Origin of the sequence: Xanthomonas sp. 1678, assembly GCF_031455575.1 — a bacterium.
In the GTDB taxonomy this organism is placed as follows: Bacteria; Pseudomonadota; Gammaproteobacteria; order Xanthomonadales; family Xanthomonadaceae; genus Xanthomonas_A.
In genome coordinates this window covers 14,711-38,768 of the sequence record NZ_JAVDSZ010000003.1, presented here as the reverse complement: position 1 = coordinate 38,768, position 24,058 = coordinate 14,711, and the positions used below count along the sequence as shown (strand labels likewise).

The 24,058-nt window shown below is 69.5% G+C and carries 23 protein-coding genes; 7 read left to right on the top strand and 16 right to left on the bottom strand.

Annotated features, from left to right (window positions below):
- Positions 1-27: 27 nt before the first annotated feature.
- The 9 genes from argH to J2Y70_RS06335 all read right to left on the bottom strand — a co-directional run bounded on the left by argH (position 28) and on the right by J2Y70_RS06335 (position 9,397).
- Positions 28-1,326, bottom strand: a complete 1,299-nt coding sequence (gene argH, locus J2Y70_RS06375) for an argininosuccinate lyase (protein WP_309914843.1) — start codon at positions 1,324-1,326, stop codon at positions 28-30.
- Between the two features lie 107 nt (positions 1,327-1,433).
- Entirely contained in the window at positions 1,434-2,405 is a 972-nt protein-coding gene (gene argC, locus J2Y70_RS06370) for an N-acetyl-gamma-glutamyl-phosphate reductase (RefSeq protein WP_309914840.1), read from the bottom strand.
- A complete protein-coding gene (locus tag J2Y70_RS06365) occupies positions 2,402-3,013 on the bottom strand; it encodes a GNAT family protein (RefSeq protein WP_309914837.1) in 612 nt (203 codons plus the stop codon). The genes argC and J2Y70_RS06365 overlap by 4 nt, the downstream gene beginning before the upstream one ends.
- 5 nt (positions 3,014-3,018) lie before the next feature.
- Positions 3,019-4,335 (bottom strand): acetylglutamate kinase, encoded by a 1,317-nt coding sequence (locus tag J2Y70_RS06360; RefSeq protein WP_309914834.1) that lies wholly within the window; start codon positions 4,333-4,335, stop codon positions 3,019-3,021.
- Positions 4,336-4,420: 85 nt separating this feature from the next.
- Entirely contained in the window at positions 4,421-5,518 is a 1,098-nt protein-coding gene (locus tag J2Y70_RS06355) for an acetylornithine deacetylase (RefSeq protein WP_309914830.1), read from the bottom strand.
- Positions 5,519-5,523: 5 nt separating this feature from the next.
- Positions 5,524-5,967, bottom strand: coding sequence for a GNAT family N-acetyltransferase (locus tag J2Y70_RS06350; protein ID WP_263397966.1), 444 nt, complete (start codon positions 5,965-5,967; stop codon positions 5,524-5,526).
- Between the two features lie 250 nt (positions 5,968-6,217).
- Complete coding sequence (locus J2Y70_RS06345) at positions 6,218-7,459, bottom strand: argininosuccinate synthase (protein ID WP_309914827.1); 1,242 nt, start codon at positions 7,457-7,459, stop codon at positions 6,218-6,220.
- A gap of 73 nt (positions 7,460-7,532) precedes the next feature.
- On the bottom strand, positions 7,533-8,558 hold the full coding sequence (locus J2Y70_RS06340; protein ID WP_309914824.1) for an N-acetylornithine carbamoyltransferase: 1,026 nt from the start codon (positions 8,556-8,558) through the stop codon (positions 7,533-7,535).
- A 296-nt stretch (positions 8,559-8,854) separates the two neighbouring features.
- Positions 8,855-9,397 carry a hypothetical protein gene (locus J2Y70_RS06335; protein ID WP_309916197.1) on the bottom strand — a complete coding sequence of 181 codons (543 nt, stop codon included), beginning with the start codon at positions 9,395-9,397 and terminating at the stop codon, positions 8,855-8,857.
- Between the two features lie 389 nt (positions 9,398-9,786).
- Here J2Y70_RS06335 and cysS point away from each other — a divergent pair, with 389 nt between their 5' ends.
- The 3 genes from cysS (at position 9,787) to J2Y70_RS06320 (ending at position 13,300) form a co-directional block, all read left to right on the top strand.
- Complete coding sequence (cysS, locus tag J2Y70_RS06330) at positions 9,787-11,196, top strand: cysteine--tRNA ligase (RefSeq protein ID WP_309914821.1); 1,410 nt, start codon at positions 9,787-9,789, stop codon at positions 11,194-11,196.
- 422 nt (positions 11,197-11,618) lie between these two features.
- Complete coding sequence (locus J2Y70_RS06325) at positions 11,619-12,056, top strand: SufE family protein (RefSeq protein ID WP_309914818.1); 438 nt, start codon at positions 11,619-11,621, stop codon at positions 12,054-12,056.
- Entirely contained in the window at positions 12,053-13,300 is a 1,248-nt protein-coding gene (locus J2Y70_RS06320) for an MFS transporter (RefSeq protein ID WP_309914813.1), read from the top strand. Before J2Y70_RS06325 ends, J2Y70_RS06320 begins: the two co-directional genes overlap by 4 nt.
- A gap of 22 nt (positions 13,301-13,322) precedes the next feature.
- Here J2Y70_RS06320 and J2Y70_RS06315 read toward each other — a convergent pair whose 3' ends face one another.
- The 4 genes from J2Y70_RS06315 to J2Y70_RS06300 all read right to left on the bottom strand — a co-directional run bounded on the left by J2Y70_RS06315 (position 13,323) and on the right by J2Y70_RS06300 (position 16,021).
- On the bottom strand, positions 13,323-14,447 hold the full coding sequence (locus J2Y70_RS06315; protein WP_309914810.1) for an alpha/beta fold hydrolase: 1,125 nt from the start codon (positions 14,445-14,447) through the stop codon (positions 13,323-13,325).
- Positions 14,448-14,976: 529 nt separating this feature from the next.
- A complete protein-coding gene (locus J2Y70_RS06310) occupies positions 14,977-15,468 on the bottom strand; it encodes a S41 family peptidase (protein WP_309914806.1) in 492 nt (163 codons plus the stop codon).
- Positions 15,420-15,614, bottom strand: coding sequence for a hypothetical protein (locus tag J2Y70_RS06305; RefSeq protein ID WP_309914803.1), 195 nt, complete (start codon positions 15,612-15,614; stop codon positions 15,420-15,422). Before J2Y70_RS06305 ends, J2Y70_RS06310 begins: the two co-directional genes overlap by 49 nt.
- Before the next feature lie 158 nt (positions 15,615-15,772).
- Positions 15,773-16,021 carry a hypothetical protein gene (locus tag J2Y70_RS06300; RefSeq protein ID WP_309914800.1) on the bottom strand — a complete coding sequence of 83 codons (249 nt, stop codon included), beginning with the start codon at positions 16,019-16,021 and terminating at the stop codon, positions 15,773-15,775.
- Between the two features lie 364 nt (positions 16,022-16,385).
- Here J2Y70_RS06300 and J2Y70_RS06295 point away from each other — a divergent pair, with 364 nt between their 5' ends.
- Positions 16,386-16,958 (top strand): peroxiredoxin, encoded by a 573-nt coding sequence (locus tag J2Y70_RS06295; protein ID WP_263397958.1) that lies wholly within the window; start codon positions 16,386-16,388, stop codon positions 16,956-16,958.
- A 277-nt stretch (positions 16,959-17,235) separates the two neighbouring features.
- Here the strand turns inward: J2Y70_RS06295 and dksA are convergent, their stop codons facing one another.
- Entirely contained in the window at positions 17,236-18,339 is a 1,104-nt protein-coding gene (dksA, locus tag J2Y70_RS06290) for an RNA polymerase-binding protein DksA (RefSeq protein ID WP_309914794.1), read from the bottom strand.
- A 115-nt stretch (positions 18,340-18,454) separates the two neighbouring features.
- Between dksA and yidD the strand changes: the two genes are divergently transcribed.
- The 3 genes from yidD to J2Y70_RS06275 are packed head-to-tail and all read left to right on the top strand — an operon-like array spanning position 18,455 to position 20,925.
- The gene (yidD, locus tag J2Y70_RS06285) at positions 18,455-18,727 is read left to right on the top strand and encodes a membrane protein insertion efficiency factor YidD (RefSeq protein WP_263113679.1); all 273 of its coding nucleotides are present in this window, start codon (positions 18,455-18,457) and stop codon (positions 18,725-18,727) included.
- The gene (locus tag J2Y70_RS06280) at positions 18,728-20,065 is read left to right on the top strand and encodes a dihydroorotase (protein ID WP_309914790.1); all 1,338 of its coding nucleotides are present in this window, start codon (positions 18,728-18,730) and stop codon (positions 20,063-20,065) included.
- On the top strand, positions 20,065-20,925 hold the full coding sequence (locus tag J2Y70_RS06275; RefSeq protein ID WP_309914787.1) for a M23 family metallopeptidase: 861 nt from the start codon (positions 20,065-20,067) through the stop codon (positions 20,923-20,925). The genes J2Y70_RS06280 and J2Y70_RS06275 overlap by 1 nt, the downstream gene beginning before the upstream one ends.
- A 477-nt stretch (positions 20,926-21,402) precedes the next feature.
- On the opposite strand, the gene J2Y70_RS06270 is transcribed toward J2Y70_RS06275, so the two are convergent.
- Positions 21,403-22,359 carry a hypothetical protein gene (locus J2Y70_RS06270; protein WP_309914784.1) on the bottom strand — a complete coding sequence of 319 codons (957 nt, stop codon included), beginning with the start codon at positions 22,357-22,359 and terminating at the stop codon, positions 21,403-21,405.
- Positions 22,356-24,041: a diguanylate cyclase gene (locus tag J2Y70_RS06265; protein WP_309914781.1), complete on the bottom strand. Its 1,686-nt coding sequence runs from the start codon at positions 24,039-24,041 to the stop codon at positions 22,356-22,358. Before J2Y70_RS06265 ends, J2Y70_RS06270 begins: the two co-directional genes overlap by 4 nt.
- Between the last annotated feature and the right edge of the window lie 17 nt (positions 24,042-24,058).

The window sequence follows — 24,058 nt, the reverse complement described above, 5'->3', positions numbered from 1 at the left end:
CGTCGGGCCGAAGCTCCTCCTACAGGATCAAGCGTCCAGCGCCTGCCAGCGCGCCTGCAGTTCGGCCAGGCGCAGGTCGGCGGCGGCGCCGGGTGAAACCCGCGCGGCCAGGCTGCCTTCCGGCGTGCGGCCCTGCCCTGCGCTGTCCGATGCGGCGGCGGCGGCCTGGTAGGCTTCGCGGAACGGTACGCCGGCCAGCGCCGCCTCGACCGCGACGTCGGTGGCGTACATGCCCGAGTCGATCGCCGCGCGCAGCCTGTCTTCGCGCCACTCCAGGTTGGCCAGCAGCGCCGGCAGCAGCTCCAGCGCGGCCAGGCCGCGGCCGAAGCCGTGGAAGATCGCGCCCTTGCTGCTTTGCAGGTCGCGGTGGTAGCCGGACGGCAGCGACAGCAACTGCTCGATCTCGGTGCGCGCGGCGGCCACGCTGGCGTGGGTGGCGCGCATCAGTTCGATCACGTCCGGGTTGCGCTTGTTGGGCATGATCGAGCTGCCGGTGGTGTATTGCGCCGGCAACGCGACGAAGCCGAACTCGCCGCTGGTGAACAGCGACAGGTCCCAGGCCAGCCGGCGCAGGTCCAGGGTCGCGCTGCCCAGCGCTTCCAGCGCGGCCATCTCGAACTTGCCGCGCGAGAGCTGCGCGTAGATCGGGCTCACCTGCATGCGCGCGAAGCCGAGCGCGGCGGTGGTGTGTTCGCGATCGAGCTTGAGGTTGACGCCGTAGCCGGCGGCGGTGCCGAGCGGATTGGCGTCGATCAGGCGCAACGTGTCGCTGGCGCGGATCGCATCGTCGATGAAGGCTTCGGCCCAGCCCGCCCACCACATCCCGGCCGAGGACACCACGGCGCGCTGGATATGGGTGTAGCCCGGCAGCGGCAGCGCCTGCTCGGCCTGCGCGCGGTCCAGCGCGACCTTGGCGATCTCGCGGCTCAGCTGCGCCAGGTGCGCCAGCCGTTCCTTCAGCCACAGCCGGGTGGCGACCAGGATCTGATCATTGCGGCTGCGCCCGGTGTGGATCTTGCGGCCGGCATCGCCCAGGCGCTCGGTCAGCCGCGCCTCGATCGCCGAATGGCCGTCCTCGAAGCGCTCATCGAGCACGAACGCGCCGCCGCGGAAATCCTCGGCCAGGATCGCCAGCTCGCGCTGCAACCCGGCCAGTTCGTCGGCCGACAGGATGCCGATGCGCTGCAGGCCTTCGGCATGCGCGCCACTGGCGGCGATGTCGTGCAGGAAGAACTCGCGGTCCAGGATCACGTCGTCGCCGGCCAGGAAGGCCTGGATCTTGGCGTCGACGGCGACGCCGGGTTTTTGCCAGAGCAGGTTGGTCATTGGGGGTCCTTATGGGGACCGGGGACCGGGGACCGGGGACCCGGAAAAGCAGGAGCGCGTGCTCTTGCTCTTCCGGGTCCCCGGTCCCCGGTCCCCGGTCCCGTTGATCACAGCGGGATCGCGGTCAGCTCGTCCAAGCCGAGCGCCAGGTTCAGATTCTGCATCGCCTGCGTCGCCGCGCCCTTGAGCAGGTTGTCCAGGGTCGCCACCAGCACCAGGCGCTTGTTGCCCGGGGCCAGGGTGAAGCCGCCGATCTGCACGCCGTGCCTGTCGGCGATGCGGCTGACCCATGGCGCTTCGTCGAGCACCTCGATCAGCGGTTCGCCGGCGTAGCGCTCACGGTAGCGGCGCTGGATCGCATCCAGCGCCAGCGGTTGCTGCAGCCACAGGTTCACGGTCATGGTGATGCCGCGGAAATGCGCCGCCACGTGCGGCATGAACTCCACCGGCACGCCCAGTTGCGCGGACACTTCGCGCTCGTGCATGTGGTCGGTCAGCGCGTACGGCATCAGGTTGTCGCGCAGCAGCTCGGGGTTGTTCTTGTCCGACGGCGTGGTGCCGGCGCCGGAATAGCCGGACACGCCGAAGCACTGCGGCGGGCCGGCCAGCTGGTCGAGCAGCGGTGCGATCGCCAGCTGCATCGCCGTGGCGTAGCAGCCGGGATTGCTGATCCGCTTCTGCCCGGCGTAGCGGTCGCGGGTCAGTTCCGGCAGGCCGTAGTACCAGGCCGGGTCGAAGCGGTAGTCGGCCGACAGGTCGACCACGACCGGATCGACCGCGGCCGGATCGGCGACCAGCGCCGCATCCAGCGCGGCGACGTAGGGCGCGGCCTTGCCGTTGGGCAGCGCCAGCACCACCGCGTCGGCCTGCTTGGCCGCGGCCGCGTCGGCGTCCAGGTTCTCGTAGCGCAGCTCGCCCTGGTAGTCGCGGCTGTGCTCGGCCACGCGCTGGCCGGCCAGCTCGCGCGATGAGACGAACGCCAGCTGCAGCTGCGGATGCGCGGCGACCAGCTTGATCAGTTCGGCGCCGGTATGGCCGCGCGCGCCGACGATGCCGACGCCATAGGTCTTGGTAGTCATGTATGCGAGTCCAGGCGGAACTGCAGGTGGCGTTTCACCCCGGCCCATTCCGTGTCGATGATGGAGAACACCACGGTGTCGCGCGGGGTGCCGTCGGCGTGGCGCTTGTGGTTGCGCAGCACGCCGTCCTGCTTGGCGCCGAGCCGGGCGATGGCGGTGCGCGAGGTATGGTTGAACCAACTGGTCTCGAAGCCGACGCTGATGCACTGCAGGGCCTCGAACGCGTACTGCAGCAGCATGCGCTTGACCTCGGTATTGACCCCGCTGCGCTGCACCCGCGGCGCGTACCAGGTGTAGCCGATCAGCAGCGTCGGCACCTCGGCGTCGAGCCCGTAGAAACGCGTGCTGCCGACCACCGTGCCGGCCGCATCGCGCACCACGAACGGCAGCACGCGGCCCTGCGCCTGCGCGTCCAGCGCGGCGGCCACGTAGCCCTCGACCTGGTCCGGCGCCGGCACGCTGGTGTACCACAGCCGCTCCAAGCCGCTGCCGTGCAGCGCCGTGCGCAAGGCGTCGGCATGCGCGGCCTGCAACGGCTCCAGCGACGCATGCAGGCCCTGCAGAGTCGGCACCTCGCGCCACAGCGCAGGCAGCAATTCCAGGCTCATCGCGCTCAGCCCAGCAGGGTTGGCGTGCGAGTGGCGCAATGCGCCACGCAGTGCTGGATCTGCTCGAAGTCCTCCAGTCCGTACCAGAACACCTTCCACTTCTCCTGCTTGAAGCAGCCGTCGGACTCGGCGTAGTAGAAGATGTTGACCTGGTTGTTGTGGCGCGAACGCCAGAACAGCTGCGGGGTCTCCTCGCGCATCACGTTCCACACCGCGCGGCCCAGGCCCTCGCCCTGCGCGTCGTCGAGCACCGCGAACTTGTCCAGGTAGGTGTAGCCATCCTCGTCGGTGAGGATCACCGCGGCGCGGTAGTTCTCGCTGACATAGGCGCGCAGCAGCCGGGTCTTGTCGAAATAGTCCGGCACCAAGGTGCGGCCGAAGCTGGATTCGATCAGCGACTGCAGCCGCGGCGTATCCAGCTCGCTCCACGCGGTGGCGCGCAGCACCTTCTCGCCGCGCCGCACCAGCGTGCCAGAGCCCTTGTGGGTGAACAGCTCCTTGGCCAGGTCGGCCGGGCGCGTGATCGACACCGACGACTCCAGCGGCAGCCGGTCCAGCAGGTCCTTGATCTGCTCGATCTTGACCCGCATGCCGCCGTTGATCCACGGCTGCTGCATCAGGGTGTCGTATTCGGTGGACAGGTTGATCGAGTCGATCACCCTGCCCTGCTCGTCGAGCAGCCCGCCGGTGCCGGTGAGGAAGATGATCTTGTACGGCTGCAGTTCCTGCACCAGTTCGTTGGCGGCGAAGTCGGCGTTGATGTTGAGGATCTGCCCGCTCGGGGTTTCGCCCAGGCTGGTGATCACCGGGATCGAGCCGGCCTGCAGGCTGGCCTCGATCGGCGCCAGGTTGACCGCCTTGACCTCGCCGACCAGGCCGTAGGTGTCGCGGTCCAGGTACTGCGCCTCGAACACCCCGCCGGTGATCGAGGTGGCGCGCGCGCCGTTCTGCTGCAGCGCCTCGACCAGCTTGAGGTTGGAGGCCTGGAACACCTTGCGCACGATCGCCAGCGCTTCGGGCGAGGTCACGCGCAGGCCGTTGACGGTCTGCTTCTCGATCCCGGCCGCCGCCAGTTCCGCGTCCAGCTGCGGACCGGCGCCGTGCAGCACGATCGGGGTCAGCCCGACTTCCTGCAGGAACGACAGCGACGAGGTCAGCGCCTCCAGGTCGTCGCGCAGCACCGCACCGCCGACCTTGACCACGGCGAAACGCTTGGCGTCCAGCTGCGAGAAACGCTTGAGGTACTGGCTGATCTCCTTGGCGCTGGCCATGCTCGAGAGCAGGCGGACGATGGTCTGACGGGTTTGCTTGTTGGCGTGCATGGCGGCGATGGCGGTTCCGAAAGAATCCAGATGAACGGGTGTGGGCAGCCCAACGGCGCGGGCCAGGAACGGGACGAAGCGCGGCTCAGCGCGCGCCGTTGATGATGCGGTCCACCGACGTCGCGTAACGCTGCAGTTGCTCCAGCGTCACGAACTCGTCGGCCGTGTGCGCCTGGGCGATGTCGCCCGGGCCGTAGACCAGGGCGATGTAGCCGCCGGCCGAGAACAGCGAGGCTTCGGTCCAGAAATCCACCGCATTGCCGATCGGCAGGTGCAGCGCATCGGCGACGTCGCGCGCGGCCAGGCGCTTGTCCTCGGCGTGCGCGATGTCCCCGCTCGGCAGGCTCGGCCCACGGAACGTCTCCTCGAACTGCGCGGCGGCCGGATCGGCGAAACCGGCGAAGGTCGCCAGCAGCGCGTCCACGTCCATCGACGGCAGCGGCCGGAAGCCGAAACGCAGCTCGGCCGCCGGCGCAATCATGTTGGCCTTGATGCCGCCTTCGACCCGGCCGATGTTGAAGCGCAACCCGGTCAGGCCGCCGAAGCGCGCATGCGCCAGCGTCTCGACATGGTCCAGCGCGCGTGCGCCCCAGCGCATCGCCTGGTGCAGCGCGCTGGCCGACGGATCCTGCTTGCCCGACGCATGCCCGGCGCGGCCGGCGAAGCGCATCAGCACCGAACTGATGCCGCGATGCGCCAGCACCGCCTCGCCCATGGTCGGTTCGGCCACCAGCACCGCTTCGTAGGGAATGGCGCGCGCCAGGAACGCGGCGATGCAGCGCGGATCGTTGGCTTCCTCGTCGCTGGAGAACAGGAACGCGGCATCGCCGTCGCCGGCATTGGCCGCGGCCAGCAGCGCCGCGGCCGCGCCCTTGATGTCGCACACACCCAGGCCGACCACGCGGTCGTCGCTGCGGCGCATGACGTGCGGGTCGGCGCTCCAGTGCGGCGAATCCGGCACCGTGTCCAGGTGCACGTTGAACAGGTACTTCGGCGCACCGCGCACCGCGTACAGGCTGATCGCACCGGCGCCGTGATCGATGACCTCGACCTGGAACCCGGGCAGCTGCGCGCGCAGGTAGTCGAAGATGCCATCGGTGCCGATCGCGCGCGGCGGATTGCGGGTGTCGAAGGACACCAGCTGCTGCAGGTGCGCGAGGGTGGATTCGAGCAGATCGGTCATGGCGGTCAGGCAGCCGGGGTGCTGGTGCGGTAGAGGTCGGGATGGGCGATTTCCATCAGCGACTGCGGACGCGCCGGCGCGGCGAAGCCATGCTGGGCGTACAGCGCATGCGCGTCGGAAGTGGCGAGCATGAAACGGCGCAGCCCCTGCAGCTGCGGATGCGCCATCACCGCGGCGACCAGCTGCTTGCCGTAGCCGCGGCCGCGGTAGGCGTCGAGCACGAACACATCGGCCAGGTAGGCGAAGGTCGCGCCGTCAGTGATCGCCCGTGCGAACGCCACCTGTCCCGCGCCGGCGACATGGCCGCCGAAGCACAGCGAACCGGCGATCGCCCGCTGCACCGTGTCCAGCGGGATGCCCAGGCACCAATAGGCCTGCTCGCTGAGGAAGCGATGGATCAACGGCAGATCCAGGTCCTGCTTGTCGGTGCTGATGCGCAGTTGGCTCATGGATTAATCGCAACAGATCCTTCTCCCACCGGGAGAAGGTGCCCCGAAGGGGCGGACGAGGGGCGCCTCAAGAAATTTCGAGAAGCAACCGGGACGAACGCGTCGCCACGCGCCCGTATGGAGAACAATGGAAGTAGGCGTTGCAGTAGTTCCCCATGGCTGGCGCGTGGCGACGCGTTCATCATGATGGTCCCGAAGCTTTCCTGCGGCGCCCCCAACCCCTCTCCCGACGGGAGAGGGGCTTTGAGCTTCAGCGATTAACCTGGGCGTACAACGTCGAGCTCATCCCGAACAGCTTGATGAAGCCTTCCGCCTCGGCCACGCCCCAGTCCGCCGACTGCGCATAGGTCGCGCCCTTGGCGTTGAGCAGGTGCGGCGACTTCACCGCCACTGCATCGACGCGGCCGCCGCGGGTCTCCAGCGTCACTTCGCCGTTGACCTTGGCCTGCGAGGAATCCAGGAACGCCTCCAGGTCGGTCTTCAGCGGATCGTGGTAGAAGCCTTCGTAGACCAGCTCCACCCACTTGCGCGCCACGTCCGGCTTGAAACGGTTCTGCTGCTTGGTCAGCACCGCGTCTTCCAGCGCGCGGTGCGCGGCCAGCAGCGCGATCAGGCCCGGCGCCTCGAACACGATGCGGCCCTTCAGCCCGATCACGGTGTCGCCGGTATACATGCCGCGGCCCACGCCGTACGGGGCGAACAGCTTGTTGAGCTTGGCCAGCAGCTTGGCACCTTCCAGCGGCTTGCCGTCCACCGCCACCGCTTCGCCGTGCTCGAACTTCACCGTCACCGTCAGCGGCTCGATCGGCCATGCGCTGCGCGGCGCGCACCAGCCGCGGGTGCCCTCGCCCGGCGCTTCCCAGCGGTCGATCTCGCCGCCTGACATGGTCACGCCGAGCAGGTTCTCGTTGATCGTGTAGGCCTTCTGCTTGGCGCGCACGCCGAAGCCGCGCTCTTCCAGGTACTTCTGCTCGTAGGCGCGGGTCTGGGTGTGCTCCTTCTGGATCTCGCGGATCGGCGCCACGATCTCGTAATCGCCCAGCGCCTTGACCGCCAGGTCGAAGCGCACCTGGTCGTTACCCATGCCGGTGCAGCCGTGCGCGATGACCTTGGTGCCCAGCTCGTCGGCGCGCTTGAGCGCGGCATCGACGATCAGGTAGCGGTCGGACACCAGCAACGGGTACTGGCCCTGGTAGCCCTCGCCGGCCCACACGAACGGCTTGACGAAACCGCTCCAGATCGCCGGGCCGCCATCGACGGTGACGTGGCTGGCCGCGCCCAGCTCGGCCGCGCGCTTCTCGATGAAGTCGCGCTCCTCGTCGTCCACCCCGCCGGTGTCGGCGAACACCGTGTGCACGGCGTAGCCCTTGTCCTGCAGATAGGGAATGCAGAAGCTGGTGTCCAGGCCGCCGGAGAAGGCCAGCACGATGTCCTTGGGGCCGGGAGTGGAGATTGGGGATTCGGGATTCGTAGAAGCGGTTTGCTGCGACATGGGGGAGTCTCTCTGCGGTTGACTAAATTAAGAGCGGGAAGGGAGGTCGCCGTTGCGAATCCCCAATCCCGAATCACGAATCCCGGCGGCCCTGGCCCACCAGGGCCGCCATGATCGCCTTCTGCACATGCAGCCGGTTCTCGGCCTCGTCGATGGCGATGCAGTTCGGCGAATCCATCACTGCGTCGGTGGCCTTGACGTTGCGGCGCAGCGGCAGGCAGTGCGAGAACACGCCGTTGTTGGTCAGCGCCATCTTGCGCTCGTCGACGATGAAGTGCTGGTACTGGTCGCGGATCGGCTTCTCCGGGCCCCAGTTGCCGAAGAACGGCAGCGCGCCCCAGCTCTTGGCGTAGACCACGTCGGCGCCGGCGTAGGCGCTGTCGGTGTCGTGGCTGACGGTCAGCGAGCCGCCGCTCTCGGCCACATTCTGCGCCGCCCAGCCCATGTAGCGCTCGTCCAGCACGTAGTCCGGGGTCGGGCACAGCAGGGTCACGTCCATGCCCAGTCGGGTGGCGATGGTCAGCGCCGAATTGGCCACCGCGGTGTTCAGCGGCTTGGGGTGGTAGGTCCAGGTCAGCACGTACTTCTTGCCGCGCAGGTCCTGGGTGCCGAAATGCTCCTGCAGCGCCAGCGCGTGCGCCAGCTCCTGGCACGGATGGGTGATGGTCTCCATGTTGATCACCGGCACCGGCGAATACTTGGCGAAGCTCTTCAGCACCTGGTCCTCGCGGTCCTTGGACCAGTCCACGAACTTCGGGAACGCGCGCACCCCGATCAGGTCGACGTAACGGCCGAGCACCCGCGCCACCTCGGCGATGTGCTCCTCGGTGTCGCCGTCCATCACCGTGCCCAGCTCGAACTCGATCGGCCAGGCGTCCTTGCCCGGCTGCAGCACCACCGCATGCCCGCCCAGCTGGAACGCGCCCAGCTCGAAGCTGGTGCGGGTGCGCATCGACGGGTTGAAGAACACCAGCGCGATCGACTTGCCCTTCAGCTCGCTGCCCAGCCGGTTGCGCTTGAACAGCGCGGCCTGGGTCAACAGCGCATCCAGCTCGGCCCGGCTCCAGTCCTGGGTGTTCAAGAAGTGCTTCAGAGACATCGATCCATCCTTTGCTGCGTGGAGCCACCGGGCGGTGGCGTGCGCGGGACGCGCGGTTAGTTCTTTACGGGTGAAACCTTTCCGGGGCATGAAAACGAAAAAACCCAGCCTCGGGCTGGGTTTTCAGAACGAACGGCACAGCGCTCCGGTTACCCAGCCAGGATGTGGGATTCCGGTCGGCGCGCGCGCGACGTCATGCCCGAGGCCATGCGGGCGGCGCTGAGATCGTGTTGGGGCAGGTTCGCTTTCATCGGCGCGCATCCTCGCACGCGCACGCCGCAGGCGCAAGCGCGCGCTCAGCGCGGCGGCACCACGAGCGCATCGGGCACGTACGGCGCCACCGACACGCGGATGCGCAGCCGGTTGCCCGGATCCTCCGGCAGTCGCGAGCGGTACTTGGTGCCCTTGTACACATAGTCCACGTCGTAGGCGATCGGGCGGCGGAACTCGCGGCCGACCTCGACCATGCGGCAGTTGCGCCCGCTCGACGGCGGCGCCGGCGCCGCGGCGGCCACCGGCGCGGGCGCCTCTTCGTGGCGGCGGCTGAAGATGTCCTTCACCGAATCCATCAACCGGTTCAAGCGGCTGTCGTCCTGCGCCGGCTTGGCCGCGGCCGCGGCCGGGGCCGGCGGTGGCGCCTCGACCGCGTCGCACTGCTGCTCGGTGCGGGTCGCGCGCAAGGTCTGGTAGACCGGCTCCACGTTGAGGACCTGCGCGTAGTCGAGCCTGACGTTCTCGATCACCACCACGCGGTTGCGCGTCTCGCTGTCCTGCGCCCAGACCGGCGCCGCGCCGCATGCGAACAGGCCGACCAGCGGCAACAACAGGTACGGACGCATCGGCACCAGGCTTCGAAGGACAGAACGAGCAGTGTAGGCATGGCGCCTTGCGTCGGGCTGAACGCGAGCCTACGCCCAGGCGGCCTGCCCCGCCCCGGGGCACCCGTCCATTCGGGACAGGCGTCGCGCGCGCGGCGCGAGGAAGTGAGAGGCAGCGAATGCGTGCCCGCATGCGTTCGATGCGCCGGTCGGACGCACGACAGGCGACGGTCGAAGCTGCTGCCCGCAGGATGCCAGCCGCCTGGCGCACTCTGGCCGCTGGCCGCCGGTCGTGACTGCCACCCTTGCCGGCTGGGGCCTGCCGGACACGATTCGGCGGCCACGGCAACGGATGAGACGCCCCGGGCCGCTGCCGGTAGAATCGACCGGCTTCCCCACGCCCGATGCCGATGACCCTGCGCCTGCACAACAACCTGACCCGCCGGGTCGACGCCTTCGAACCGCTCGACCCGGTGGCCGGCCCCACGCTGTATGTCTGCGGCCCCACCGTCTACAACTACGCGCACATCGGCAACGCGCGCGGCCCGGTGGTGTTCGACGTGCTGGCCGCGCTGCTGCGGCGCCGCTACGGCGCGCTGCGCTACGCGCGCAACATCACCGACGTGGACGACAAGATCAACGCCGCCGCACAGGCGCAGGGCGTGCCGATCGCCACCATCACCGACCGCTTCGCCGCCATCTACCGGCAGGACATGGCCGCGCTGGGCGTGACCCCGCCGGACCTGGAGCCGGAGGCCACCGCGCACATCCCGCAGATCGTGGCGATGATCGAACGGCTGGTCGGCAGCGGCCACGCCTACGCGGCGGAGGGCCACGTGCTGTTCGCGGTGGCCAGCTTCGCCGGCTACGGCAAGCTGTCGCGCCGCGACCCGGAGGAGATGCTGGCCGGCGCCCGCGTCGAGGTCGCCCCGTACAAGCGCGACCCGGGCGACTTCGTGCTGTGGAAGCCGTCCAGCGACGACCTGCCCGGCTGGGATTCGCCGTGGGGCCGCGGCCGCCCCGGCTGGCACATCGAATGCTCGGCGATGGCCGCCGCGCACCTCGGGCCGACCATCGACATCCACGCCGGCGGCGTGGACCTGCAGTTCCCGCACCACGAGAACGAGATCGCGCAGAGCGAGTGCGCCCACGGCGGCGCCACCTTCGCCCGGTTCTGGCTGCACAACGGCATGCTCAACTTCGGCGGCGCCAAGATGAGCAAGTCGCTGGGCAACATCGAGACCGTGCACGCACTGATCGACCGGCACCCGCCCGAAGCGCTGCGCTACGCGCTGCTCAGCGCGCACTACCGGCAGCCGCTGGACTGGTCCGATGCGCTGATCGAGCAATCGGTGCGCACCCTGGACCGGCTGTATGGGACGTTGCGCGATCTGGACGGCATCCAGGCGGCCGCTGCGATTCCGGCAGCCATCGAGGAGGCGCTGAACGACGACCTCAACACGCCGCAGGCGCTGGCCGAAGTGTCGCGGATCGCCGCTGCCGCGCGGCAACTGCTCGCGCCGGCCGGCGCTGCCGATGCAGCGCGCGACGTGCAGTTGGAAGCGCAGTTGCGGCAGGCCAAGTCCGACCTGCTCGGCGCAGGCTTGGCGCTGGGCCTGCTGCAGCAGACACCGACGGCCTGGTTCAACCGTGGCGCCGGCGACGGCGACGATGCGCGCATCCAGGCGTTGATCGACGAACGCAGCGCCGCCAAGAAGAGCCGCGACTTCGCCCGCGCCGACGCGATCCGCCAGCAGTTGGCCGCCGAAGGCGTGGTGCTGGAAGACACCGCGCAAGGCGTGCGTTGGAAGCGCGGCTGAGCGCTTCCTTCTCCCATCGGGACCACGGCCCCCTTTTCGGGGGAAGGTGGCGCGCAGCGCCGGATGAGGGTACGGGCGAAGCAACTGGCGTCGATTTTTCACGAGGCTGCGCCCGTACCCTCACCCCAACCCCTCTCCCCGGGGAGAGGGGCTTTACCGCTTGACCTTGGATTTGCGATGACCGATACCGATTTCCCGCTCGATCCCAGTCCTCGAAAAGGCGCGTGCTGGAATCGCAGCCGAGCTCTTTCCTTCTCCCACCGGGAGAAGGTGCCCCGAAGGGGCGGATGAGGGTACGGCAGCGCCGATGAGGCTACGGGGCGTAGCACCTGGCGTCGATTTTTCGCGAGGCTGCGCCCGTACCCTCACCCCAACCCCTCTCCCGAGGGAGAGGGGCTTTACCGCTTGACCTTGGATTTGCGATGACCGATACCGATTTCCCACTCGAACCCACGCCCGCCGACGCCCAGGCCGCCATCGCCGAAGAATTCGGCTTCTTCGGCGACTGGTCCGAGCGCTACCAGTACCTGATCGATCTGGGCCGCAAGCTGCCCGCGTTCCCCGAGGAATGGAAAATCGAGGAGCACCGCCTGCACGGCTGCCAGTCGATGGTCTGGATCGTGCCCGAGGGCGGCGCGCAGCGCCTGGTGTTCCATGCGATCAGCGATTCGGCGATCGTCTCCGGGCTGATCTACCTCGCGCTGCGGGTCTACTCCGGGCGCAGCGCCGCCGACATCCTCGCCACCGCGCCGGACTTCGTCGCCGCCATCGGCCTGGGCAAGCACCTGTCGCCGACCCGCAGCAACGGCCTGGCCGCGATCCTGGCGTTCATCCAGGACAGCGCGCGCGCGCAGGCATGAGCGCCCCGCTCCCTCCTGCACAAAGCCTGCGCACGCTGCTGGCGCATCCCGGCTTCGCGCTGGTGCTGGCCTACCGCATCTGCACGATGCTGTCCTACCAGATCGTCGCGGTCACGGTCGGTTGGCACATCTACGAGATCACCCGCAATCCGTTCTCGCTGGGGCTGATCGGGCTGGCCGAGATCCTGCCGTTCTTCTGCATCGCGCCGTTCGCCGGCTACCTGGTCGATCACCTGCCGCGGCGCCGGCTGGGCATGCTCGCCAGCCTAGGCCTGGTCGCGACCGCAGGAGTACTGACCGCGCTGACCCGTGGCTGGCTGCCGATGCACGGCGTATGGCCGATCTACGCGGCGATCGCGCTGACCGGCGCCGCGCGCGCGTTCCTGTCGCCGGTGTACAACGCGCTGTTCGCGCGCGCCTTGCCGCGCGAGGCCTATGCGCGCGGCGCCAGCATCGGCAGCGTGGTGTTCCAGACCGGCATGGTGATCGGGCCGGCGCTGGGCGGGGTGCTGGTCGGCTGGGGCGGCAAGGGCCTGTCCTACGGTGTGGCGATGGCGGTGGCCTGCGTGGCGATGCTGGCGCTGTTCCTGCTGCGCGTCGCCGAGCCGGTCAACGACGGCCCGCGCGCGCCGATCTTCCGCAGCATCGCCGAAGGCGCGCAGTTCGTGTTCTCCAACCAGATCATGCTCGGCGCGATGGCGCTGGACATGTTCTCGGTGCTGCTCGGCGGCGCGGTATCGATGCTGCCGGCCTTCATCCACGACATCCTGCACTACGGTCCCGAGGGCCTGGGCATCCTGCGCGGCGCGCCGGCGCTGGGTTCGGTACTGGTCGGGCTGTGGCTGGCGCGGCGCCCGCTGCAACGCAACGCCGGCCGCATCCTGATGCTGGCGGTGGCCGGTTTCGGCCTGTGCACCATCGCCTTCGGCCTGTCGCGGCATTTCTGGCTGTCGGCGGCGATCCTGCTGGTCTACGGCATGTGCGACGGCGTGTCGGTGGTCGTGCGCTCGACCATCCTGCAGCTGGCCACGCCGGATGCGATGCGCGGGCGCGTGTCCTCGATCAGCGGCATCTTCATCGGCTCGTCGAACGAGCTGGGCGCGTTCTACGACGGGGTCATGGCGCGACTGGTCGGCCTGGTGCCGGCGGTGGTGATCGGCGGTTGCGTGACCCTGGGCGTGGTCGCGACCACCGCCTGGAAGGCGCCGAAACTGCGCAAGCTGGACCTGCGCGAACTGCAATGACGGCGTGCGGGCGGCGCGCCGCTCAGCGCGCCGCAGCCGCGTCCGCGCGCTCGTCGGCAGCCCATGCCGCGGCGCAGTCGGGCAGCTCCGCCGGCTGGGTCAGTCCGCCCTTGCCGGCCAGGAACCGGCAGGTCGCCGCGAACACCGCCGGCACCGCCCTGGAGCGGATCGGCGAGGCCAGCACGTGGTTGCCGGCCTCCGGAAAATCCACCGCCTGGCGCAGCGCCTTCGGCGTGCCCAGCTGCGCGAACATCGCCTGCATCGCCGCCACCGATACCGTCGCGTCCTGCTGCTGCGCGTCGCGATAGTAGTAGCCGAGGAACACCGGCACGCGGATCCGCGCATAGGTCGCCGGCAGCATGCCGCCGCGGGTCAGCGCGGCCAGCGCGCGGTAGCCGTCGACATGGGTGGCGTCGGCCCAGTAGCCGCTGTCGACCGGATAGCGCATGACCGGATCGCCGCCGTTGCGCGACCACAGCAGCAGCTGCGCGCCCCACGGCCACAGCAGCGGCTGCAGTTGCTCGCCGTGCTCGCGCACCAGCGGCGACCACAGCACCAAGGCCTGTACCTGCTGCGGATGCGCAGCCACGGTCTGCAGCGCCAGCGCGCCGCCCATCGAATTGCCGATCACCACCACCCGCCGGCCCAGCACCCGCGCCACCGCCAGCGCCTCGGCGGCGCCGCCGAGCAGGCGCGGCGCATCGACGTCGCGCAAGGCGTCGGCGGCGACCAGGCCGTGCCCCGGCAATCGCGGCAGGTACAGGTTGCAGCCGAAGCTGCGCGCCAGGCGCAGATGGGTCGGCGCGCCCTCGCCCTGGCTGGCGGTGAAGCCGTGCAGGTAGACGATGGCGCAATCGCGGCGCCCTGGATGCGCCGGGTCGGCCCAGACGATGCGCGCCTGGTTGTCCTTGCGCAGGCCCGGCGTGGCCCGTTCGCGCGCGTCCAGCCAGACCTGCAGCGCAAGCGGGTCCTGCGGCACGCTCGGCATCGCGATCTGCGGCAGCGCCGAATCGACCCGCGGCCCGAGCGCCAGCGCCGCCAGCAGCACCAGCACGATCAGCAGCGGCCAGCGCAGCCTGCGCCATTTGCCGCTGCGCCCCTCGCGCGTGCCAGGCCGCCGCGCATCGCGCACCGATGCGCGACTCATGCGCATGCTCCCGCGGCGCGACACGGACAGCGCCGAGCCAACGTCGGCGTCCCCGTCCGCTGGTGCTGCGCCGCGCGTCCGCTACGCGCGACGATGCGGCGCACCGCTGCAGGCGCGTGCGCGATCGTCATGGCCACGCACTGCGGCATCCGGGAAAGGCGACTGAAAAGCATCGGGAGGCGGCGGCCGCGTGGCCATGCGCCACGCGTTCAGTCTGCGGCGGCGGCATGACAGGCGGATTTAAGCCACGGCACCTGCCCGGCATGCACCGCGTCACCCAGGACCGAGCCTAGTGATCGGACAGATGGTCATGGGCAACCGGTTATTGCTGCAGCTGCCGGTGTCGGACCTCGGCCAGGTCGCCATGCAACGCAACGCGCGCGGCGTGAGGCGCCGCATCTGCAACGCCGCATCTGCAACGCCGCAGATGGCCACCGCGCGGGGCGTCGCATGCGCGCGGCCTGGCACGAGCGCGACCGTATATTGGGTCGTCGCATGCGCCGGTATCGCCGGCATTGCAGCGCGCGGGCTATTGGCCGTGCGTTTCCAGCAATCCACGCAGGCGTTCGGCCTCGCCCGCATCGCGGCTCGCCGCCAGCAGGCCCTCCAGGCTCATGCGGTAGGCCGTCTGCAACGCCTGGGCCGCCGGCACCGCGACATCCGGCGCCACCCCGTCACCCTCCCAGTTGCCGCCGGTGATCGGGCTCACCGATTTCGCATACGGCACGCTGATGGCGAAATGCTCGGTGAGCCGGAAGGCGCGGCTGGGATGCGCGCCGCCGCCGGTGGCCTCGCCGACCACGGTGGCGCGCTTGAGATGCTTCAGCGCGTAGGCGAAATCCTCGGCCGCAGAGAACGTCTGCTTGCTGGTCAGCACGTACAGCGGCTTGCTGCCGCCGAACGCGCGCCCGGGCACCGTCGGCGTGGTCCAGAACTGCTCGGTCGCGCCGTGCTTGCGGGTGTAAATGTCGTTCAAGTGCACGCGGCCGTCGAACAGATAGCTGGCGATGAACGCCGCCATCGCCGGATCGCCGCCGAAATCTCGCGCAGGTCGATGATCAGCGCATCGGTGTTGGCGACGAAGTCCATCGCCCAGCTGGCGGTCGCCGCCGCCAGGTAGGGATAGGCGAAGATGCGGAACTTGACGTAGCCGACGTTGCCCTGCATCCGCTCGACCTTGTCGAACGCGAAATTGTCCCTGGCGACCGCCGGCCGCGCCGCATCCAGGTCGGCGCGGCTGGGATACAGCGGTTCGTCGCGGGCGCCCTCCGGGTGGTATTCCAGCCACAGGTGCCCGTCGTGGCTGACCGCGCGCAGGTCCTCGGTCAGGCGGCGGTCAGTGCGGCGGGGTCGTCGATACGTTCGTAGTCGCCGCGCGCGGCGTGACGCTGCAGCGCCTTGCCCATTTTCCTGGCCAGCAGTGGATCCATGTACTCCGCTTCCAACTTGACCGCCACCGCATGGATCAGTGCGTCCCGCTCGGCAGAGGTCACCGCTGCGGTTTGCGCCTGTGCCGGCGTCTGCAGGCAAAGAAATGCCCACGCCGCCGCCCCGTAAATCGCCATCCGCCACATGATCGGCCTCCTCGCGCCCGGACACTACCGCCCTGGCGCATGCTAGCGATTGCAGGCGACAGGCGCACCACCGCCGAAAGCGCGAGGCATGACCGACCGGACACGCCGCAATGCACCGCGGCCGACCGCTGGATCGACGCCAATGCCATGGTTCGACACGCCGGCAGTTGCTCTGCCGACGTGCGCGAATCGGCAATGCTGCAAGCGGATGCGGCGCGCCCTTTCCGCTGTCCTAGGTGCGTTCGGCGAACTGGGATGAACATCCATCACCGGGTTCGCAGCTCGCGCTTACCCTGCGGACAAGGACGACGGCGTGCGGCAGTGCTCACTGCAAACGCGCACCCTGGATATGGGAGATCTCACGATGAGAAGTACGCCCCTGTTGGCCATTGCCTTGGCAGTCGCCTGCAGCCTGGTCGCCGTGCTCGGCTATCAGAACCGCCAGTTGCAAGAGCTTCAAGACCAAGCCTTTTACCGAAGCCTGCGGCCGCAGCCGGGCACATGGCTGCCCCCGCTCGAAATGGTGGATGTGCAGGGGCGAGCGTTGACCGTGGCCGGCGGGAGCGGACAGTTGATCTACTTCTTTCAACCCGGCTGTCCTGTCTGCGAGCGCTCCAATGCTGCCGTCAGGTCGTTGCAGCAAACCCTGCAACAGGCAGGGACCGCAGCGCCGTCGATGATCGGGATGGGCAGTGGCGCAGCGCAGGCGCTTCGGCATTACGCCCAGAGCAATGCGTTCGCGTTCCCGGTGGCGCAGCTTTCCGGCAAATCCCAGCACTTGCTGGGGGCAAAGCAGGTACCTCTCCTGGTGCTGATCGATGACGACGGCAAGGTTCTCTATTCCCATGTCGGGCTGATCACCAACAAGAACAAGGACGACGTGACCCACCTGATGATCAAGGCCGCGCGCAAGGATGCGTCGGTCGCGATCCAATGACGGAGCTCCAACCATGAAGACGGCAGCACAGCGAATCAAGGGTGCCCTGGTGGCATTGGCAGTGATCGGATCCCTGAGCTTCGGCGCAGCGCAGGCGGTGAGCTCCCACAGCTCCGGCAGCAAGTGCGTCAACCCCGATACAGGGTGCCCGTGCAAGCCCGGATGTCAGTATGGCGGTCAGAGGATCGGGTGTTGTCTGCTGCCCTAACCTCAATCGCAGCAACGAAAAAGGGCCGGTCATTGGACCGGCCCTTGATGTTGTCGCCAGGCAGACGGCTCAGTCGCCCTGCTGCTTCTGCAGGTGTTCCCAGCGTTCCTGCGCGTCGATGGTGCGCTCTGCGGTCAGGCGCGCCTCCAGGCGCTCCAGGCCGATTTCTTCGCCGGTATCGACGCAGTAGCCGTAGTCGCCGGCATCCAGGCGCTTGAGCGTGCTGTCGATCTTGCCGATCAGCTTGCGGTAGCGGTCGCGGGTGCGCAGTTCCAGCGAGTTCTCGGTCTCGCGGGTGGCGCGCTCGGCCTCGTCGCCGATGTCGCGGACTTCGTCGCGCAGGTTCTCGATGGTCTGCTTGGACTCCTCCACCAGATCGGCGCGCCAGTTGAGCAGGCGCTGGCGGAAGTACTCCTGCTGCAGCGTGCTCATGTACTCCTCGTCGCCGGCCGGCTTGTAGCCCTTGGGCAGGATCGGACGGCCCGTGGCTTCGTCGGTCTTGTACTCGACCACCTTGTACTTGGCCGGCTTGGTGGGCGTGTTGGACTTGGCGGTCACGGCGACGGCAACCTTGCCGGTCGGCTTGGCGATCGGCGCCTTGGGGGTGGATTCGGATTTGGTCGGGGTTTTCGCGGAGGATTTCGAAACGGACACGGGATTCTTATGTGGCGGGGCCGAGGGCGCGGCAGGCTTGGCGGCGACCGGCTTGGACACCGGGGCTGCGGCAGGCGTGACGGCCTTGGCCGGGACAGACTTGGCCGGCGCCGGCTTGGCAGCCGGCTTCGGTACGGATTTGGACACCGCCGGGGTGGCCGGGGCGGTAGCCGATTTCTGCTTTGCTGCGGGCACGGCCTGCTTCGCCGCCGGCGTGGCCGACTTTGCTGCGGGCGCGGCCTGCTTCGGCGCGGCGGCGGGCTTGGCCGCCGGCTTGGCTGGCTTGGCGGGCGGCTTGGCCTGGGCCTTCTTGGCGGGCGCGGCGGCCGGCTTGGGCGCCGGCTTCTTCGCCGCCGCCTTGGCCGGGACCTTCTTTGCCGGCGCAGGCTTGGCTGCCGGCTTCGCCACCGGTTTCTTCAGCGGCTTGGCAGCAGCGGACGCCGTCGCCTTCTTGGCAACGGGCGGGACGGGCTTCTTGGCGGCCTTGACGGCCTTCTTTGCAGGTTTTTTAGCAGCCACGAATCGCTCTTCCTTGGTTTCCCCGGGGCCCGGGAAAGCGGGCCTTTATAGCCTACCCGCCCCCCAGCGGCAACCACACCGCCTACACGCCGGTGAACGGCGGCCCGTCGCGCAACTGGCATATCATGGCCGGGTGATCGCCCGCGCTCTCATCGCCTTGCTGCGCCTGTACCAGCGCTTCATCAGCCCCCTGCTGGGTCCGCGCTGCCGTTTCGTGCCCAGTTGCTCGGCCTATGCGGTCACCGCCCTTGCCCGCTACGGCGCGCTGCGCGGGGGCTGGATGGCCGCCCGCCGCGTCGGCCGTTGCCATCCCTTCCATCCCGGCGGGTTCGACCCGGTGCCCGATCCCGCGGCGCCGCCGGCCTGCCGCTGCCCAGGAAAACACTGAATGCCCTCCTCCTCCACCCTCATCGTCAACGCCCGCCTGGTCAATGAAGGCCGGGAAACCCAGGGCGACCTGCGCATCGCCGACGGCCGCATCGCCGCGATCGCCCCGCAGCTGGCCGTCCGCGACGGCGAAACCGTGGTCGACGCCGCCGGGCGCTGGCTGCTGCCCGGCATGATCGACGACCAGGTGCACTTCCGCGAACCCGGCCTGACCCACAAGGGCGACATCGCCAGCGAGTCGGCGGCCGCGGTGGCCGGCGGCCTGACCAGCTTCATGGACATGCCCAACACCAACCCGCCGACCCTGGGCGCGGCCGCGCTGCAGGCCAAGTACGACGCCGCTGGCGGCCGCGCCTGGGGCAACTACGGCTTCTACCTGGGCGCCAGCAACGACAACCTGGCCGCGATCCAGACCCTGGACCCGAAGACCGCACCCGGGATCAAGGTGTTCATGGGCGCCTCCACCGGCAACATGCTGGTGGACAACCCGCAGACCCTGGACGCGATCTTCCGCGACGCGCCGACCCCGATCATCACCCACTGCGAAGACACCCCGACCATCGACGCGACCCTGGCCGCGTTCAAGGAAAAATACGGCGAGGCGCTGACCCCGGAGATGCACCCGGACATCCGCTCGCGCGAGGCCTGCCTGAAGTCCTCGCAGCTGGCGGTGTCGCTGGCCAAGAAGCACGGCACCCGCCTGCACGTGCTGCACATCTCCACCGCCGACGAACTGGCGCTGTTCGCGCCCGGCCCGATCCAGGGCAAGCGCATCACCGCAGAGACCTGCATCCACTTCCTGCGCTTCGACCGCGCCGACTACGCCACGCTGGGCAACCTGATCAAGTGCAACCCGGCGATCAAGGACGCCAGCGACCGCGAGGCGCTGATCCGCGCGCTGGCCGAGGACGTGATCGACGTGCTCGCCACCGACCACGCGCCGCACACCTGGGAAGAGAAGAGCAAGCCGTATGCGCAGGCGCCGTCGGGCCTGCCGCTGGTGCAGTACGCGCTGGTCGCGGCGCTGGAACTGGTCCACGAGGGCCGGCTCAGCGTGGCCCAGGTGGTGCACAAATTCGCGCATGCGCCGGCGCTGCTGTTCGACGTGCACGAGCGCGGCTTCCTGCGCGAGGGCTACCACGCCGATCTGGTGCTGATCGACGACGTCTCCTTCACCGTGCGCCGCGAGGACATCCTGTCCAAGTGCGGCTGGTCGCCGTTCGAGGGCCGCAGCTTCCGCTCCAGGATCGCGGCGACCTGGGTCAACGGCGAGCTGGCCTGGGACGGCACCCGTCTGGTCGGCAGCCCCAACGGGCAGCGCCTGGCGTTCGACCGCTGATGCGGCGCCGGATGCTGCCGGGCGCCGCGCTGGCGCTCGGCCTGCTGGCGTGGGGCGCGGCGATGCCGTCGCTGCAGGCGCAGGCCGCGCCCGCCGCCAGCGCCGACACGCGCAGCGTATTCCCCGCCAGCGCCTCGCAGGGCGCGCTGGTGATCGGCAAGGTGCCGCCGGGCAGCCGCGTGCAGTACGCCGGGCGCACGCTGCGGGTCAGCGGCTACGGCAGCGTGGTGTTCGGCATCGGCCGCGACGAACGCGGCCCGCTGCGGCTCCTGGTGCAGCGCGCCGACGGCGGCAGCGAGAGCATCGACATCGCGGTGACCCCGCGCGACTGGCCGCTCGAACGCGTCAACGGCGTGCCGCCGAAGACGGTCAACCCGCCGCCGGCGGTCGCCGAGCGGATCAAGCGCGAACAGGCCCAGGTCACCGCCGCGCGCGACCGCGACGACGACCGCACCGACTTCGCCGCGCCCTTCATCTGGCCGGTGCAGGGCCGCATCAGCGGCCGCTTCGGCAACGCCCGCGTGTACAACGGGCAAGCCGGCGCCGGCCACTCCGGCATGGACATCGCCGTGCCCACCGGCACCCCGGTCAAGGCGCCGGCGGCCGGCGTGGTCACCTTCGCCGCGCCGGACCTGTACCTGACCGGCGGCACCGTGCTGCTCGACCACGGCTACGGGGTCAGCTCCAACTTCCTGCACCTGTCGCGGATCGACGTGAAGGTCGGCGACCGTATCGCCCAGGGCCAGGTGCTCGGCGCGGTCGGCGCCACCGGCCGCGCGACCGGGCCGCACCTGCATTGGGGGATGAACTGGTTCGACATACGTGTGGATCCGCTGCTGGTGCTGGAGCGGACCAAGTAACAGCCTGGTGATTCACCTGCAGCGGCGCGCGGCGGCGCGCTCTTCGTCTCCGCAGCCGAAGCGTTCGTCTTGCGCGGTTCGACGTACGTGTGGATCCGCTGCTGGTGCTGGAGCGGACCAAGTAACAGCAACTGTTTTTTGTGGGAGCGACTTCAGTCGCGACGGGCCTTACCGGTAGAGCCCGTCGCGACTGAAGTCGCTCCCACAGAAGTCGCTCCCACAAATGTCGAAGCGCGCTTGCCCTTCCTGTAGAACCGGCTTCGGTCGCGATCGGCGCAGCGGCGGACCTTTCGGCTTCGGACAAGGTCGCGGCTGAAGCCGCTCCTACAAAAAGCACAGACACTTGCCATGCGCACTGTAGGAGCGGCTTTAGCCGCGACAGGCACTATCCGCCAACGCACTGCCGCAGCTGCCACAACCGTCGCAGCTGATGCAGCAGTCACAGCTGACGCAGTTTCCCGCATCCCCACCTAGAAGCTACGCCGGCGCATCCTCCGCCTGCAGCAGCCGGCCCAGCACCACGTGCGACGGGCTGTTGGCCAGATCCAGCGGCATCACCAGCTTCGGATTGGGATGCGGCAGCGGCGTCGGCGTGGCGTCGGCGGCAGCCTCCAGCAGCAGCGAGCCGTCGTCCTGCGCTTGCGTGGTGATCGGCAGCGGGTCCAGGCCCAGCCCGGCGCGGACCGCATTGGCGCGTGCGGCCAGTTCGTCGTCGCCGACGGTGGTCAGTGACGACGCCAGCATGCCCGCCGGCGCCCCCTCCACCGCGGCCAGGCGCTGCGCCACGTCGCCGAGCGCCTGCTGCCGCTTGGGGTGCAGCAACTGCCAGACCTCCTCCCACAGCGCCTTCCAGTCCATGTCCGGGAACGGCAGGTGGGTCGGCCCGCTGAGCACGATCTGCGGCGCCAGCCGCCCGCTCGGCTGTGCGTCGCATTCGGCCAGGGCGCGATACACCACTTCGCTGCACACCATGTGCGAGGGGGTGTCGCGGACCAGATGGTCCAGCGCCTCGCGCACCACGATCCGCGCCAGCCAGTGTTGCGGCCACTTGCCGCGGATCGCCACCAGCACGCCCAGCGTGGCCAGGCTGTCCAGTGGATACGGGACCCCGAGCAAGGACTGTGCCTTGGCCAGCACGCTGGCGCGATCGGCGTCCTCGAGCGCGAGGCCGGCGTAGCTCAGCGGCCGGTAGGCATCGATCAGCAGATAGTTGCCGGTATCGGCCAGCCGCTGCTGCAGCGGATAGCGGCGCACGCCGTCGGCCGCCGCTTCGATCAACTGGTCCTGGTCGACCACGATCGCGGCATGGCTGTAGATGCTGTCGCCGCACCAGGCGATCAGTTCCGAGACCGGGCCGCGGCCCAGTTGCAGCAGGATGTCGGCGACGCGCAGTTGCGCTGGATCGAGTGCGGAGACGGCGGGACGTGCGCTCATGGCGGAGACTCCTGGTGGGTGGACGTGATCGCGGAAACGCTGACCCGGTTGCGGCCGGCGGCCTTGCTGGCGTAGAGCGCGGCGTCGGCGCGCTGCAACAGCGACTCGATGCTTTCGCCTGGCCGCCATTGGGCCACGCCGACGCTCAGCGTGCATGACAGCGTCTGCCCGTCGCGCTGCAGGGGCTGTTCGTGCAGATGCCTGCAGATGTCCTCGGCCACGCGTCGCGCCGCGGCAAGCGTGGCGCCCGGCATCAGCACCAGCATCTCGTCGCCACCTTGGCGGCCGAGCGTGTCGGTGCTGCGCAGGCGCGCACGGGCGCAGGCGGCGACCCAGCGCAGGCAGTCGTCGCCGGCGGCGTGGCCGTGCACGTCGTTGATGCGCTTGAAGTGGTCGATGTCGATATAGGCCACGGCCAGCGGCTGCGCGGCGGCCGTGGCGTCCAGCATCGCCTGCGCCAGGCGCTGCTGCGTGGCCGCGCGGGTCAGCATGCCGGTGAGGCCGTCCACCGTCGCCAGCCGGCTCACCCGGTCGCGGTCGCGGCGCAGCTCCAGCATCTGCTCGGCCAGGCCGATCGTCACCAGCAGGCACGAACTGGCCAGCGCCAGGCTGATCCCGTGCGCCACCCACGGCGTGGCCTGGTCCAGGCGCAGCCAGCCGCTCAGCTCCAGGCAGCGCAGCACGCAGAACGTCAGCAGCGGCGCCCACGACGCCAGCAGGTGCCAGGCGTAGCGCTGCCCGCGCAAGGCCAGCAGCAGCGAGCACGGCAGCAGCAACATGGCGCCGAGGATCAGCGCCAGGTTGCCCAGCAGGCTCAGCCAGGACGCCGTCGACACCAGGCAGGCCACGGCGATGCACAGCAGAACGGTCGCGCAGGCTTGCAGCACCCGGTCGAGCCGCGGCAGCTGCCGGTGCATTTCCAGTTGCCGGCGCTGGAAGTTGATGATGAAGAAGCCGCCGAGCGCCGCCACGATCCGTATCGGCGCCGGCGAAGAAGCGAACAGGACGTCCAGGCCCGGCACCGCCCGCGCTTCGCCGCCGATGCCGAGCAGGTACAGCAGCACGCACAGGACGTTGGCGGTGAAATAGCCGTAGACCCGCTCGCGCAGGCGCGCCCACAACGCGATGGCCAGGATCGCCAGCACCGCGGTCGAGCCGATGATGAAGGCGCGCCAGCCGACGTAGTGCAGATCGTCGCGATGCACCTGCGCCAGCGGCGCGATCGACACCGGCATCGGGACCGCCGCCGGCGCCTGCACCCGCAGCCAGACCGAGGCACCTCGCGGCAGGCCATGCGGCAGCGCGATGACGAGCGCGCGGGTCGAATAGCCGAGGTCGGCGTCGGCGCCGTACAGCGCATGCCGGGTCGGCGCGGCCTGGCCCGGCACCCAGGCTTCCACCCGGGTCAGGTACGGCGCCTGCAGCACCAGTTGCGGATCGCCGTCGGCGCCGATCGCGCGATCGGCGCGCACCCGCCACCAGGTCGGCGTCTTCGACGGCTCGTACAAGGTGCTGCCATGCACGTCGTCCTGCAGTTGCGCCAGGTGTGCGCCCGCCACCACCTCCGCGGCGGGCGGATCGGCGGGCAGCCGTTGCAAGTGCACGCGCTGCGCGAGCGCGGCGTCGGCCGCGCACACGCACAGCAACAGCAGCCAGCGCGACCAACGGCACGTGCGCGTCATACGTCGATCATGGCCTG